General features: G+C 38.7%; 12 protein-coding genes. 1 reads left to right on the top strand and 11 read right to left on the bottom strand.

All coding sequences use genetic code 11. The annotated features are described in order from the left end of the window. Window positions 1–48: 48 nt before the first annotated feature. The 9 genes from HHL23_RS04165 to HHL23_RS04125 form a co-directional block, all read right to left on the bottom strand. Window positions 49–411, bottom strand: coding sequence for a response regulator (locus HHL23_RS04165; protein WP_169233560.1), 363 nt, complete (start codon window positions 409–411; stop codon window positions 49–51). Window positions 412–453: 42 nt separating this feature from the next. Next, window positions 454–1026 carry a chemotaxis protein CheB gene (locus HHL23_RS04160; RefSeq protein WP_169233559.1) on the bottom strand — a complete coding sequence of 191 codons (573 nt, stop codon included), beginning with the start codon at window positions 1024–1026 and terminating at the stop codon, window positions 454–456. Window positions 1027–1036: 10 nt separating this feature from the next. Beyond that, window positions 1037–1867 (bottom strand): CheR family methyltransferase, encoded by an 831-nt coding sequence (locus HHL23_RS04155; protein ID WP_169233558.1) that lies wholly within the window; start codon window positions 1865–1867, stop codon window positions 1037–1039. Further along, entirely contained in the window at window positions 1868–2230 is a 363-nt protein-coding gene (locus HHL23_RS04150) for a response regulator (RefSeq protein WP_317174664.1), read from the bottom strand. Window positions 2231–2233: 3 nt separating this feature from the next. Further along, the gene (locus tag HHL23_RS04145; RefSeq protein WP_169233556.1) at window positions 2234–5845 is read right to left on the bottom strand and encodes a response regulator; all 3612 of its coding nucleotides are present in this window, start codon (window positions 5843–5845) and stop codon (window positions 2234–2236) included. 5 nt (window positions 5846–5850) lie between these two features. After that, window positions 5851–7326, bottom strand: a complete 1476-nt coding sequence (locus HHL23_RS04140; RefSeq protein WP_169233555.1) for a hybrid sensor histidine kinase/response regulator — start codon at window positions 7324–7326, stop codon at window positions 5851–5853. A 524-nt stretch (window positions 7327–7850) separates the two neighbouring features. Next, window positions 7851–9653: a serine hydrolase domain-containing protein gene (locus tag HHL23_RS04135; RefSeq protein ID WP_169233554.1), complete on the bottom strand. Its 1803-nt coding sequence runs from the start codon at window positions 9651–9653 to the stop codon at window positions 7851–7853. A 201-nt stretch (window positions 9654–9854) separates the two neighbouring features. Continuing rightward, window positions 9855–10835: a S41 family peptidase gene (locus HHL23_RS04130; RefSeq protein ID WP_169233553.1), complete on the bottom strand. Its 981-nt coding sequence runs from the start codon at window positions 10833–10835 to the stop codon at window positions 9855–9857. A gap of 100 nt (window positions 10836–10935) precedes the next feature. After that, window positions 10936–11883 (bottom strand): NADP-dependent oxidoreductase, encoded by a 948-nt coding sequence (locus tag HHL23_RS04125; protein ID WP_169233552.1) that lies wholly within the window; start codon window positions 11881–11883, stop codon window positions 10936–10938. A 92-nt stretch (window positions 11884–11975) separates the two neighbouring features. Here HHL23_RS04125 and HHL23_RS04120 point away from each other — a divergent pair, with 92 nt between their 5' ends. After that, window positions 11976–12806: an AraC family transcriptional regulator gene (locus tag HHL23_RS04120; protein ID WP_185194853.1), complete on the top strand. Its 831-nt coding sequence runs from the start codon at window positions 11976–11978 to the stop codon at window positions 12804–12806. Window positions 12807–12872: 66 nt separating this feature from the next. On the opposite strand, the gene HHL23_RS04115 is transcribed toward HHL23_RS04120, so the two are convergent. Both HHL23_RS04115 and HHL23_RS04110 read right to left on the bottom strand, forming a co-directional pair. Next, window positions 12873–13637, bottom strand: coding sequence for a LytR/AlgR family response regulator transcription factor (locus HHL23_RS04115; protein ID WP_169233551.1), 765 nt, complete (start codon window positions 13635–13637; stop codon window positions 12873–12875). Between the two features lie 74 nt (window positions 13638–13711). Next, window positions 13712–15031 (bottom strand): RagB/SusD family nutrient uptake outer membrane protein, encoded by a 1320-nt coding sequence (locus HHL23_RS04110; protein ID WP_169233550.1) that lies wholly within the window; start codon window positions 15029–15031, stop codon window positions 13712–13714. Between the last annotated feature and the right edge of the window lie 10 nt (window positions 15032–15041).

The raw sequence follows: 15041 nt of genomic DNA, 5'->3' as shown, positions 1-15041 counted from the left end.
GATTTTCTATAGATGCCAAAAGCACCAATACTTTTCAGTGGAATTCTGCTATTTTAAATATTTAGCTACTTTATCTTCCAGATCATCCAGATTAAATGGTTTTGCCACATAATCATCCGCTTGCGCTTCTTCTGCCAGTCTCACGATATCATTGTTAGCCGTCACATAAATGACAGGAATAGATTTGAACTCGTCATGACTTTTTAAAAGCTTGGTAGCCTCTACTCCGCCGATCTTTGGGATCCAGTTGTCCATAAGAATAACATCCGGCTGAAACTTTGAAACCTTTTCCACTATATCATGAGATGTTTCTGAAATTTCGACCTGATAACCATTCTCCTCGAAAATGATGGTAATTACCTCTAAAATAGTTGTATCATCATCAAAAATCAAAATTTTCTTTGTACTCATAGTTGTTCTATTTAAATCTTAGGGTTGTTTTAATTTCTTATTTTATAATTGATTGATATAATCGGCCAGATTATTGGGTTTAATAATCAGATCGTAGTCAACTTCTTCTACCGCATGTCTGGGCATATAGTCTACTTCAGCCGTTGCAGGCTCCTGAATCCAGACTTTTCCTTTATTTTTTTTAATACATCCCAAACCTTCAACTCCGTCTGCATTGGCCCCTGAAAGCAAAACGCCCACGAGGTTTTTGCCATAGATTTCCGCCGCAGATTTGAATGTGACATCAATTGAGGGACGGGAATAGTTCATTTTCTCCGAAAAATCCAGTGACATCATCTTTTTATTTTCGAATAATAAGTGATAATCTGCAGGAACTACATACAGTTTATTGTTTTGAACTTCCGTTTTGTCATCGATCTCAATAACTTCCATGTTCACGAACTGCTGTAGCAAGGTCTGCAGAACATTTGTTGAAGATGCTTTGCGGTGAAGCACCAGCAAAATAGGGAAACTCAATTCGTTTTTTAAATTTTTAAGCATTTCCAGAATAACCCGCAGGCTTCCTGCTGATCCTCCTATCACGACTAATTCTGTCTTTGTGTTTTTTGTTTCCATGCTCAATGTGTTATATATGCTCGGTTTTCTTCCAGATCCTCTGATCATCAATCTGATGATAATTCTTGTCTAATTTGGAAAATCTCAGAGTCTCTTTTGAACCTAAGGCCAGATAGCCCAGATTTTCAAGACTGTTATCAAAAAGCTTAAAAACACGTTCCTGTAAATCCCGGTCGAAATAGATGAGTACATTTCTGCAAATGATCAGCTGGAAACTATTAAAAGAACTATCTGACACTAAATTATGAGTGGATAATATCAGTTTTTCCTTTAAACTTTTATCAAATTTTACACTGTCATAGTTGGCGGTATAGTAATCTGAAAAATCTTTTTTCCCGCCTGACAAAATGTAGTTTTCTGAATAGAGTTTCATCTGTTGCAAAGGAAAAACTCCAGAGCGTGCCGTTTCTAAAACGGAGGGGTTCAGATCTGTCCCGTAGATCAGTGATTTGTGGTAGAGATTGGCTTCTTTCAGCAAAATAGCCATTGAATAGGCTTCTTCCCCTGTAGAACAACCCGCCACCCATATTCTGATGAGCGGATATGTTCCCAATTGTGGTAAAATTTTCTCTCTCAGCGCTTTAAAAAAGTGCGGATCACGAAACATTTCGGTCACATTCACTGTAATTTCTTCTACAAAGCGTGTCAGATATTCTGGATCATTGAGAACGGTATACCGAAGTTCCGCAAAACTGGTAAATCTATCAATGAGACAAATACGGTTAACCCGACGTTTAAAAGAAGCTCTGCTATATTCTGAAAAATCATAGCCATACATCTCATAAACATCTTTGATCAGATATTCTACTTCTTCATCTTTAACGATACTCGGCTCCAGCATTTATAAAAATTTTTCGATGGCGGTCATCAACTGATCTACATCAATTGGTTTTGATACGTAATCCTGAGCTCCTGCATCGATGCATTTCTGACGGTCTTCCGGCATAGCCTGAGCCGTAACCGCAATCACAGGAATTTCGCTCATAGATGGTGTATTTCTAATCATTCTGATGGCTTCATATCCATCCATTTCAGGCATCATCATATCCATAAGGATGATGTCTATTGCATGTTCTTTTAAAATCTGAATGGCCTCCTGAGCCATTGTACAGCTTTCAATCTGGTAGCCTCTTGATTTCAGCGTCAGTTTCAGTGCAAATATATTACGTGGATCATCGTCCACAATCAAAATCTTCTTATTCATCATTTAACTTTCATATAGCCAGACACGCAGTAAGGACAATAGCTGGTCGATATCCACAGGTTTTGAGATATAATCTGAAGCACCTGCCTCTATACATTTTTCACGGTCCCCAATCATGGATTTTGCTGTAATTGCAATGATAGGAAGCCTTGCCAATGCGGGCATTTTTCTGATCTCCTTTATGGTTTCATAGCCGTCCATTTCAGGCATCATCATATCCATTAAAATAACGTCTATATCTTTATGTTCCTTGATCTGCTGCAGAGCGTGTTTTCCATCCATAGCAACTACTACTTCCACTTTATATTTTTCTAAGGCTTTGGTCAAAGAGAAAATATTCCGGACATCATCATCGGTAATCAATATTTTTTTTCCGCTCAAAACTTCAGTTAATGAACCTAAAACTTTGTTTCTTGCGATCTCCACAGAGTTATTTTTTTCCTCCACCAAATGTAAGAATAAACCTACCTCATCTAAAATTCTTTCGTAAGAATGAGCGGTTTTAACAACGATGGAATCTGCGTATTGCCTGATCTTCAGTTCTTCGGATTTGGACAAACTGTGTTCTGTGAAAATAATGATAGGCAGGTTTTCCAGTCCTTCATAACTTTTAATGGATTCAACTACTTTATATTCACTGCTTCTTGAGCCTCCGATATCCAGGATCACACAGTCAATATGATCTGAAGTTAAAGCTTTAACGCTGTCTTCGACATTATTTTCTACGGATAAAGAAATATTGAAATTGCTTAAATAGTAGGATAATGCTTTGGCATGCTTGGCATTATGTTCTACAATTAAAACTTTTTGCGGAGACATTTGAAGGGCATCTTCAATTTTTTTGAAGACATCTGTCATTTTGTCCAGAGCAAGCGGTTTATTAATGAAATCAATAGCGCCTTTCATCAGACTTTCCTTTTCGAGCTGCAGAACAGACATCATATGCACCGGAATATGTTTGGTAGCAGAATTGGATTTAAGTTCGTCCATTACCTTCCAACCGTCTTTCACAGGCAGCTGAACATCCAGTAAAATAGCCTGCGGATGATACTGAACGGCTGCTGATAAAGCGTAATCTCCTCTCACCACAACAACCCCTTTATAATTATTCATACGGGTGTATTTGAGAAGTGCTTTGGCAAAATTGATATCATCTTCAACGATCAGTATCACTTTATCTTCCGGTGTTATTCCGTCTCTGTCATCATCTACGTCCTCAGGAATTTCCAGGGTCTCCAAATGCAGTATCGTTCCTGCTTCTGTTTCTTCCAGAATATTCTGGATCTCTTCAACATCTTCACGAATAGTATCCACCAGGTTCTGATCTGTTTCAGGCTGAATAGTTTCATCTATAGCTTTTACAGGAATAATAAGGCTAAACTCACTTCCTTCATCAACTTTACTTTTCAGACTTAGTTCCCCTCCGAGTAATCTTGCAATTTCCCGGCTTATGGAAAGCCCTAGTCCGGTACCGCCAAATCTACGACGCGTAGAGCCGTCTGCCTGCTGGAATGCCTCAAAAATAATGGCCTGCTTTTCTTCCGGAATCCCAATTCCAGTATCTTTCACACTGAAAACAATGAACTCTTTATTTTCAGTATCTTTTCTAATATTTAAAGTGATGCTTCCTTCTGTTGTAAATTTTATCGCATTGGACAAAAGATTACGTAAAACCTGATCTACACGGAGTCTATCGGTTTCAATAGTTTTTTCGACGCCTTCTTCTATATGAATATCAAATTTGATTTTCTTTTCCTGAATAATCGGATTGAACAGGCTTCTTAAATCTCTGATCACATCATTAACGACCACATCCTGATATTCCAGGGTCATTTTACCTGATTCTATTTTGGCGAGGTCTAAAATCTCATCAATAAGGGTCAACAGACTGCTTCCCGAGCTCTGAATTACTCTTGCAGACTCCACCTGATCTTCATTCAGGTTTTCATCAGGATTTTCAGCCATTAATCTGGAAAGAAGTAAGATTGAGTTCAGTGGTGTTCTCAGTTCGTGGGACATATTGGCCAAAAACTCAGATTTATATTTGGTACTTAAAGCGAGTTCTTCTACTTTTTTCTGAATCTCCCCGTTTCTCTGGGCAATCATGTGATTTCTTTCCTCCAGAAGTCTTGAACGTTCTTCCAGTTCGGCATTAGCCTGCATCAGCTCTTCCTGCTGTACTCTCAACTCTTCTTCTGAAGCCTGCAATTTTTGGGTCTGGGCTTCCAGTTCTGTATTCAGGTTTTCCAGCTCGGAGTGTTGTACCTGCAATTCCTCTGACTGAGCCTGGGTTTCTTCAAGGAGCTGCTGCTCTTTCTCACGGCCCTTGGCTGCATTTAAAGCAATGCCAATATTGCGGCTGCATTCTGCAAAATAATCAAGTCTGTCCTGATCAAAATCTGTGATAGATCCCAATTCTAGTATTCCAATACAGTGGCCATCTGCATGAATAGGGATTAATAGTATTCCGTTGATTTTTATTCTGCTGCTTGCAAAGCTTGCCGTAAAATCTTCTTCTTGAAGGTTGCTATACACCTGCATTTTCTCATTGGTAAAGGCCTGGCCTACCATTCCTTCTCCCGGCTCGAAAGTTTTTTTCATAGTACTTTCCAGACCGAAAGCAGTGCTCAGCTTCAGAGTCCCTTCATCAAACAGATAGAGCGCACCATTGATGCATTTTCCGTATTCAACAAGCTGATTCAAAGATGCATCAGCAATTTTTTTTACCGATTTATTTCCTACTAAAGATTCATTAAGTAGAGCAAGGCCTTTCTGGCGCCAGTCACTTTTGTTGATCTTATCAAAAGATTTCTTCAGAGAATCGGTCATATGATTCAGTGAATCTACGAGATCTCCCAGGTCATCCTGTGAATGATCAACTGCTTTCTGACTGTAATCACCATTGGCAACTCTGTTGGCAATCTGCTGAATAGCGCTTACACGTCTGCTGATTTCAAGGTCTTTTGTCCGTAATTCATTTTCTAATTTGTCTCTGCGAATCAAATCTGCCCTCAGTTTAATATAGAAAAAGATCGTGACTACTACCGCTGCTATTGCCGAAACAATGATAAACATAACGGTTGTACCGGATGAGCGGTTGAGATCCTTGTTTTTAATTTCAAGCTGAGCTTCTTCGTACTGAACAAAATCACGAACGATCTGGCGGCATTTATCCATATAGCTTTTGCTCATCAGAATCTGCTCCTGCGTCATTACCATCCCTTGTCGTCTATTCTGAACAAACCGCTTTAAATTGCCAATATTGCTGTTAACATTTTTTTCTAAGGCATTTAAACGTTCCAGCTGATTTTTATCTGAAATATTTAAGGATTTTGCACGCTCAAAAGCTTTTGTATATTCGCTTAAACTGCGGTGATAGGGCTCTAAAAAGTTTTCTCTTCCTGTAAGCTGATAGCCTCGGTTTCCGGTTTCGGCATCCAGTAAAGCAACGAGAACGTCTTTAACGGCAGTAATTGATCTTCTGCTTTGAGAAAGACTTTCACGATGGTCCATCTGTCTCTGAATGCTCAGATAAGATGCCACTGAACTTGCAATTAAGATCAGTAACGATAACCCGACTCCAAACTGAAGATTTCTGATTATTTTTTTCGGCATGTGACTTAATTTAAGGGTAAGGTGAAATAGAAAGTAGATCCTTCCTCTAATTTACTGGATACACCAATGGTTCCGTGATGCTGTTTGATGATCTCCGAGCATATAAATAACCCGATCCCCATTCCCTGGAACTGCAGCGAAGATTCTTCTACACGGTAAAATTTACGGAATACAGCATCCTGCTTAAAGTCCGGGATTCCTATTCCGAAGTCGGTAACACTCACTTTTACTTCCTGCTTTTCATCATCTACAAACGTAGTGATGATCACCTGGTTATTTTGAGGAGAGTATTTTATGGCATTGGTCAGGAAATTAATCAGAACCTGTTCTATGCGTATTTCATCTAAAGGAATCAGGATTTCCGGTTTTATACCATGTCTTTTTATCTTGACTTTATTTTCGTCATGGGTCTGTATGATGGTTTCAACTGCATTGCTGATCACGTTTTCCAGGCTGGTTGGCTTTCTGTTGATCTTAAGCTTGCCGTTTTCTATTTTGGAGACATCAAGCAGGTCGGTGATCAATGTATTCAGTTTTTCTATCTGATCCTGAACCTTCCCCATAAAACCAGCTTCAGCACTTTGTTTATCTAGTTTTAATTTACGGTCAAGCAACTGAACATAGGCTTTAATACTTGTTAAAGGTGTTTTGAGTTCATGGCTGGCGATGCTCAGGAATTCATCTTTTTCCTTTTCTACTTTTTTCTGATCGTCGATATCGGTAAAGGTTCCTACCCAGTTTTTGATTCCATTCCCGTCATTCACAGGGGTTACTCGTAAAAGGTGATAACGGTAGTCTCCTGAATCTCTATTTTTTATCCTGACTTCCAGCTCAAGTGCTTTATCCTTTTTTCTGCACCGGTCAAATTCTTCTCTGATATTAAGATCATCAGGATGAACCTCCGGAAAGTCTACATCAGTCTCTGAATATTGGTACCATTTAAGGTTCACAAACTCTATGTTTCCCTCTTCATTGAGTGTAAATGCGATCTGCGGCAAAGATTCCAGCATTAGCTGAAAATGATCGATCTGTGACTTCATGGTCACCTGTGATTCTCTTCTTCCTTTGACTTCCAGTTCCAAGCTCTGCTGGGTCTTTTTCATGGCAAGATTTTGCTCCTGCAGACTGTAAAAGGTTTTAACCTTAAGCAATAAAATTTCCGGATCTACAGGTTTTGTAACATAATCTTTTCCCCCTGAGGCATATCCTCTGGTTATAAATTTTTTTTCAGTACTTACTGCCGATAAAAATATAATAGGAACTTCTTTTGTTTTGCTGTAGTCAGCCAGTGTTTCAGCGACTTCAAATCCATCCATACCCGGCATCTGTACATCCAGAATAATCAGTGCATAATTATTTTTTATGGCTTTCCCTAGTGCTTCTTCTCCGGATTCGGCTGTATCTACCTGAAAATCTTTGGATTCCAGCAGTTTTTTCAGTGAGTAAAGATTACTTTGGTTGTCGTCAACAATTAAGATCATAAGGTGAATCAGTACTTGGTGGTTTATATTTTTTAGTAGCGCCAAAAATACTCACAAAATTTCGAAAAACATTTATTTTTTCATCATTTTACACCCACATACCACACATATACACTTATAAATCAATTTTTAAAAGAAATATTTAAAATATCTTTTTTATAATCAAAAAAAGCCTCGATTTGTTAAATAAATGATACGTAATCCATCCATGATTTGTTTTCAAAACAGCCTAAGATTGTAAAAACATCAGCCATTCCATCAATAAATCTCTGATATCAGCTAACGGAAAAGTATGGGACTGCCATCAATTATAAACTGTGGAAAGTCACTTTGCAGATCAATATGTTCTAATACCATTAATTCATAAGGCGTCCTGTCAGGATCTGGTGTAGTATCCAAATAAAAATTGATTTCCTTCAACAAATACACAGTACGGAAGCTATTTAAATAATTTAAACAGAAGCCCTGAATTGGGTCTCTGTTTAAAAATAATAACTGCCTTCAAAATATGAAAGCAGTTTGTTTTATAATGATTTTAAAATCTTTGCAACGTTTTCATTTTTAGGATTGATGTCCAATACTTTTTGGTAACTCTCTCTGGCTTTATCCTTTTGTCCGGCTTTCAGATAAGCTTCCCCTAAACTATCGTAGGCATTTTCACTTTTGGGATACAATGCCGCATTCACACGAAAAATATCAATGGATTTTGTGAATTCTTTATTTCCCAGCATTTTGTAGCCTACTCCGTTCAGATAACCTTCAGAGAGAAGATCGTTACCGGCCTCTTCAGTTTTGGCTTTTTTATAAGCTTCCAGACCTTTGCCGAAACGTCCATCCAGCACCAGTTCCAAAGGTGTTTTATCGTCTGCACTCATCTGTGCCTCTGTTGATTTTATTTTCCCGTTAGAATAGGCCTGTACGATATCTGTTTTCCCGGAATCGGCATTTTTCACAAATTTTATCGTCAAATCCCAGTCTCGAAATGCGTACTTATTTTTCCCGACTTTGATCATTTCTACAGGAGTTTCTGTATTATAAGCAATCATCAACTTTCCGTTTTCATTATAGACTCTGGAAAAACCATATTTCCCATTTTTGTAACGTCCGACACTTTTAAAATCATCCTGATTTAAGGGTACTATTTTCTGAACCGGCGCATTAAATAAAGGCCAGTGATAGACTTCTGCTACCGAACGTACGAGTTCTTCTACAAAATCAGGTTTATTGGTATTCGTTAATACTACAATTCCATCACCGCTTGTTTTACTGGCTATAAATCTGCTGGAGAACCCTTCATTCCAGCCGCCGTGGTGAAAATACATATGCCCTCTTCTGTCTTCCAGAAAGATTCCCAATCCCATAAACGGATCGATGAAGGAAGTCGTAAACTGTTCAGCAGTCTTTTGTGAAATAATCTTACTGCTTTTTCCGCTCAGGGTATTCTGGACATCAATGACGAATTTAGCCAAATCTTCAGGTGTAGTCCATAAACCGGCTGCTGCCTGCTCTGGATAGGTGTGTGATTTTCCCGGAACTTTTACCCCGTCCTGATTGTATGCCGTAGCAGCAAATTGGGCCTGTACATCGGATAAAGGTTGTGAAAAAGTACTGCTTTTCATATCCAGCGGCAGAAGTACTTTTTCCTTCATAATGGTGGTAAAATCTTTTCCTTCCAAATCGATAAGCATCTGCTGCAACACACAATATCCTCCTCCAGCATAACGGAAAGGTGTTCCCGGAGTTTTATCTACGAAAACAGCCGGAGTATTTGCGGGACTTTGACCGCTTAAAACCTGAACCAGTGTAGGAATAGGCTTTCCAGTTTCATATCCGGGGAATCCGCTCACCGTAAAACCTGCTGTATGACTGACCACATTTTTAAAAGTGACTTTTTTCTCTTTTGTGAATTCATTTTCCGGGATTTTCCATGATTTGAGATAGGAATTGACATCGGCATCCAGATTTATCTTTCCGGCTTCCACTTCCGTTAATGCCGCATAAACACTAACCGGTTTGCTGATAGATGCTGCCTGAAACAATGTTTTAGAATTGACAGGGATTTTAGACTCTACATCTGCGAATCCATAGGTCTTCGTCCAGATCACTTTGGAATTTTTAATAACAGCAATACTGACACCAGGAACATTATAATGCTTCATTCTCGCTTCCAATGTCCATAAGGGTTCGCCCTGAAAACGAACGGCAGGCATCAGTCCAGCTTCCACTTTTGAAATTTCGTTATTTAATTGTGATGGAGTCTGTGCATGGAGCGGAACAAAAGTCATTCCGATGATCAACGCAGTATAAAAAGAAGCTTTGGATTTCATTCTATTTTGGAAATTTAGTTTGTCAAAAATAGCTAAGTTTTAGCAGGAATTGATTAGATTATTTTAAGATTTAAAAAGAAGATATTGTTTATAGGACATCCATTGCTCAACATTCATTACATCATTCTATACAAGCGGTAAAAGAACGCGCGCGAAGTCTTCGACTTCGCGCGCGTTCTTTTCCTTATAAAAATTTAAAGATTAGTTTTTTAGCAATATCCCGGAGGCTGTTTTCATGTATTGAACATCTGAAAGGTCTTCCAAAAGTATATTAGGAGAAAACCCCTGTCCTACTTTAGAATATTCTTTCTTGGTACGGTCTACGATATTCCCTGTAGTCAAAACAAGGAATGCTCCATCAGAAAGCTTGTATTCCTGGTTTCCTGACGTAAGGCCCATTGTATTTTGACCGATAACCGTTGCATTCTTCTGACCGGCAAAAGCAATCGTGCAAAACTCTCCTGAACTTGATGTTTTCTTGTTGACCATCACTACAATCGGCTTCGTGATCTGTTGAGGAACTTTTTTGACATTAAAATGATGAGCAAGCAGCTTCCCCTCATAAAGGTCTCCGTTAGGGTTATACTTAAAAAATGCATACTTACCTTCTGCATCTACGGTACCGATGACGTTTTTTTTATCCAGCATCGGCGACAAAGCCGCAAACATTGGGTAAAACATTCCGCCTTCGTTATCCCTGAGATCCAGTATCCAGCCTTTGGGCTTTTGGGCATGGAGCTCTTCAATTTTCTTATAAAATGTGTTGACGAACTCATCCCATTCGGCAAAGTGATAACAGGCAATACCGGGAAGCCTGATGTAAGCTATCTGATTTTCAATTATTTTTGATTCAATAACGGGAAATTTCTGCCCTGTAGCTCTATAGCCAAGAGTATAAGCCTGAACCATTTCTGGTGGAAAAAAATTGGAGTGAGCATCTTTCAGATCTCCCAGAATATTTTTAATAAGTGGATACGTTTCTCTGATGGTATGAAGATTTTCAGCTTTTTTGCGGGAATCTGTATATAGCGAATCCCAATTGACCCGATGTTTATTGACGGATTTGGCCTTCATAAGGTCAAGAGCACTGACTACATAATTTTTAACACTGTCGGTCTGTGCATTGATATTGAGATGAATAAGGATAAGAAAGCCTGTGATCAGAAAGTAAAATCGTTTCATGTATAGTGTCAATTGAGGTAGGGTAAAGATAATCTTTTTCACAAACGATCATACATCAAATGAAATACGACCTAAAGCACTCATTTCCTGCTCAGATTTTTTAAAACCTCACCACCACTTTCCCAACCGTCCGCCCGGTTTCAATTTGCCGATGTGCCTTAGCCATTTCTTCAAATTCAAATACATGGGAGACATACGGTTTCAATATACCTGCTTCCAGTAAGGACGCGATCTGATTCATATCGGCCCCATCGGAATAGACAGACATAAAATAACAGGCATGCAGCTTTTTTTCACGGGCTTTTAATTCGTCATCTTCCGTATGTCCGGAGGGTAATGTGACAATGGTTCCAAATGGTTTTAATACCTCTACTGATTTTTGAAAGTTTTCGCCTCCTATAGATTCAAGAACAAAGTCTACATCCCGGAGTACTTTTTCAAAAGAAGTTGTAAGGTAATCGATATGCTCGTCAGCCCCTTGTTTTAATACGAAATCACGATTGGACAATGAAGATGTACCAATGACATAGGCGCCCCTATATTTAGCGATTTGTACAGCGAAATGTCCCACACCACCCGAAGCAGCATGGATAAGTACTTTATCTGTTGATCTCAACTTACCATAGCTGTTAAATGCCTGCCATGCCGTTAAAGCTGCCAGAGTACTTGCGGCAGCTTCTATATGAGTGATATTCTTCGGTTTTAAAGTGAGATGTTCAGCAGGAGCTGCAACATATTCTGCATATCCTTTACCGTGTCCCACGAAATTGACCATCCCAAACACTTCATCACCAATGTGAAATTGCGTGACCTCACTTCCGGCTTCCACCACTTCTCCGGAAATGTCCCACCCTAAAATCAATGGATTGTATTGTGCAAGTTCTTCTGCCAGCGGAGCCTGCCGGCTGCGGACTTTGATGTCTACAGGATTGATGCTTACAGCTTTCACCTTAATAAGTACTTCATTTGTTTTTATTTCAGGTTTTTCTATGTTTTTATAGATAAGACATTCAGCTCCTCCAAATTTTTCCAACACGATTGCTTTCATAATATTTCTTTACTGTATTAATTTCACAAAAATAGACTGGTAAACAGAATAAAAACAGGTACATTTAAAGCTTATTTGGGTATCTTTACGGTATGGCAAAAGAAAACATGCATCAGTCGCTTGAGGTATTCTATGAAAAAGTAAATGATTGTCCTCTACGTGACAGGCAGTTCAATTTTTTCGAATTTGTGTACGTTATTTCAGGTACGGGAAACCACGCTGTGAATGGAAATAATTTTTGGTATTCTGCAGGAGACCTATTTCTCATAACACCCAATGACTGTCATGCATTTGATCTTGAAAGTACCTGCGAATTTATGGTGATCCGTTTTGGAGAAAGCTATATCAGGGAATATCAATGGAAAAGTATAGACCACATCGAATGTCTTTTATACTATGCATCCCATATACCAGGCTCGGTACTTGTTAATAATGATGACAGAAAAATGGTTGATTTAGTGATACAAAACCTACAGCAAGCTATTAAAAACCAATCTATTTACAATGAAGATCTCATCCGCCATTTCGTGAATGCTATTATCGTAATCGCTGCAAGAAACATGGCTGTGATTCATCCAAAGTTTATCACGCTCAATGCAGACAGCCGTATATTGCAAATTCTGGATTACATTCAGGAACATATAAGCCATCCTGAGTTTTTAAAGATTAGCGTCATCTCTGAAAAATTCGGGTTATCTCCTACCTATCTTGGCAGCTACTTCCGTAAGCAATGCAATGAATCTATTCAGCAGTATATCTCTTCTTACCGCATCCGGCTGATAGAACACAGATTACGTTTCAGCGATAAAAGAGTTCATGAAATAGCTGATGAATTTGGGTTTGCTGATGAAAGCCATATCAATAAGTTCTTCAAACGACATAAAGGATTGAGTCTTAAAGCGTACCGAGTGGGAAATAAATAATTGAAAAATTAAATACATTTAAAATGATCAGCCCGGAAGCCCGTTTTAAGCACAACTATTTCTTAATCAGCTTTTCAACCAGTTTAAGCATTCGGTAATCTGTCTTTTGCTGATAAATACATCCGAATTAATTTCAGGAGCAGGAGACAGTTTCAGTTCTACTTTTTGGCTGGAATGCTTGATGATCTCAACAATTGCATTTTTATTGATGATAAACTTACGGTTGATTTTGAAAAACAGCTGTGGGTTCAGTTTATGGATGACATCTTTAATTGTATCATCATAAATATAGGTCTGGTTGTCCATCGTCGTCAGAAAAAGGTATTTTCCCGAGGCGAAAAAATAGGCTGTGTTTTCTTCGTCTATTGATTTAAGCTTATTCCCCTCCCTTACCATAAAACGCTTCATCACCTCAGGGCTGTCTGCCTGTCGTAATGAGGACATCGATTTTAGAACAGGTTCCGGATCAAAATTAGTCCGTATGGAAATGAATTTCTGCAAAGCTTGATGCAAATCCTCTTCTTCAAAAGGCTTCAGAAGGTAATCTATTGTGAAATGCCTGAAAACCCTCATCGCATATTCATCAAAAGCGGTTATAAAAATGATGGGTGTAAAAAGTTCCACATCTTCAAAAATATCCAGACTCATTCCGTCACCGAGATGAATATCCATAAAGATAAGATCTGCTGAATGGTTTTCGAAGAAGTTTATTGCCTGTTTTTTTGAACGCAGAACCACCGTCTCAGTCACAGGGACTATGCTTTGTTTACCCAAGAGATCTTTGAGATAATTAACAGCCAGCAATTCATCTTCTATAATGGCAATTTTCATAACATGACAAAAGTACAAAAAAACCGCTAAAACTATTAAGTTCAAGCGGTTTCAGGCGTTGCTATTATGAATGTTTATAAAAGAGGATTATTCTTTTTGGCACTCATTGGAAATTCTATGGTATATCTCACGTCATTCTGCTGAAGAATATACTCTGTACCGTTCACATTATGAATGATTTTTTTCTGATTGGCTCTTCTTAAATCAAACCAACGGTGTCCTTCCAATGCAAATTCTCTGAATCTTTCATCGAGTATAAAATTCATGAACTCTGTAGTATTCATCGAACTGATCTGGTTTTGAACTGCAGTGTATCCTTCCGGAGTGTATCTGTTCTTTAAAACTTTAAGCAATGTATCTTTAGCTTCACTCAGTCTGTTCAGTTTTAATAATGCTTCAGATTTTATAAAATACATCTCCGCACTTCTGAAAGACACTCTGAAATCTGTGGTTCCTCCTTTGATGACTTTGTATTTGCTGCCGTTCTTTTGAAAATAAAGCGCAAACCTTTTGTCTGTAGCCGTATTATATTTTGAAGTCAGTTCTGTAGAGGCAAAGGAAACATTTTGCACTGCGATATTGAATGCATTATCCAAAGCCAGAATAGATTCCACTGAAGCATAATGATTAGGAGCTGTAGTCGCAGTATTTAAATTGCTTAAATCTCCTTTAACCGTCAGGACCTGCTCTGAAAAGTCTAAAGCCTTGTTCCAGTCGCCCTGGTAAAGGGCGGTTCTCGCCTGAAATGCTTTCAAAGCTACCTTTGAGAATCTGTAATTGATGCCGGAAGGCTGCTTCTCCTCTACCATAAGTCCCTCTGCCTTTGCAATATCCGCATTCACCTGGTTATAGACTTCCTGTACAGAGGATGGTTTCAATACCTGTTCAAGGTCTATTTCAAGGCTGATTGGCACCCCTCTGTCTGTCGCTGCTGTAGCACTATTGTAAGGTTTCCCGTAAAGGTTAACCATATCAAAGTATAAATAGGCACGAAGAGCATAAGCTTCTGCCAAAATCTGCTGTTTTTCAGGAGAATCTGCCATGGTCTTGCTTCCTTCATTGATGATCTGATTCAGATAAAAATTTACGGAATAAAAACTCACCCACGGAAACTCTGCTGTTGCCTGATCTGTATTGGAATCTTTCCACATCGCAATTTCACGGTAGACATTAAATTCATTTACATTTTCATCGATATTCATCTCATCTGTACGCAGAGCGGTTAAAGATTTGTGAACCGGATATTTTGAATAGGCTGATGTAAGCACTTTACGGTAATCCTCCACACTGACAGGGATAATTTTCCCTTCAGGCTGTATATCTAAAAAACGGTCACATCCGATACTGGAAAGGCTTAGTGCTGCGATCGCAATGATTGTTGTAATTTTTCTCATTTTTCTCAAG

Source organism: Chryseobacterium antibioticum, assembly GCF_012927325.1.
Lineage (GTDB): Bacteria > Bacteroidota > Bacteroidia > Flavobacteriales > Weeksellaceae > Chryseobacterium > Chryseobacterium antibioticum.
Note: the sequence above shows the minus strand (reverse complement) of the source record. Positions and strands in the feature narration are given on the sequence as shown.

Excerpts from the sequence above, each read along its gene's own strand:
- HHL23_RS04165 (WP_169233560.1), bottom strand. The coding sequence starts at position 411 with ATGAGTACAAAGAAAATTTTGATTTTTGATGATGATACAACTATTTTA.
- HHL23_RS04160 (WP_169233559.1), bottom strand. The coding sequence starts at position 1,026 with ATGGAAACAAAAAACACAAAGACAGAATTAGTCGTGATAGGAGGATCA.
- HHL23_RS04155 (WP_169233558.1), bottom strand. The coding sequence starts at position 1,867 with ATGCTGGAGCCGAGTATCGTTAAAGATGAAGAAGTAGAATATCTGATC.
- HHL23_RS04150 (WP_317174664.1), bottom strand. The coding sequence starts at position 2,230 with ATGAATAAGAAGATTTTGATTGTGGACGATGATCCACGTAATATATTT.
- HHL23_RS04145 (WP_169233556.1), bottom strand. The coding sequence starts at position 5,845 with ATGCCGAAAAAAATAATCAGAAATCTTCAGTTTGGAGTCGGGTTATCG.
- HHL23_RS04140 (WP_169233555.1), bottom strand. The coding sequence starts at position 7,326 with ATGATCTTAATTGTTGACGACAACCAAAGTAATCTTTACTCACTGAAA.
- HHL23_RS04135 (WP_169233554.1), bottom strand. The coding sequence starts at position 9,653 with ATGAAATCCAAAGCTTCTTTTTATACTGCGTTGATCATCGGAATGACT.
- HHL23_RS04130 (WP_169233553.1), bottom strand. The coding sequence starts at position 10,835 with ATGAAACGATTTTACTTTCTGATCACAGGCTTTCTTATCCTTATTCAT.
- HHL23_RS04125 (WP_169233552.1), bottom strand. The coding sequence starts at position 11,883 with ATGAAAGCAATCGTGTTGGAAAAATTTGGAGGAGCTGAATGTCTTATC.
- HHL23_RS04120 (WP_185194853.1), top strand. The coding sequence starts at position 11,976 with ATGGCAAAAGAAAACATGCATCAGTCGCTTGAGGTATTCTATGAAAAA.
- HHL23_RS04115 (WP_169233551.1), bottom strand. The coding sequence starts at position 13,637 with ATGAAAATTGCCATTATAGAAGATGAATTGCTGGCTGTTAATTATCTC.
- HHL23_RS04110 (WP_169233550.1), bottom strand. The coding sequence starts at position 15,031 with ATGAGAAAAATTACAACAATCATTGCGATCGCAGCACTAAGCCTTTCC.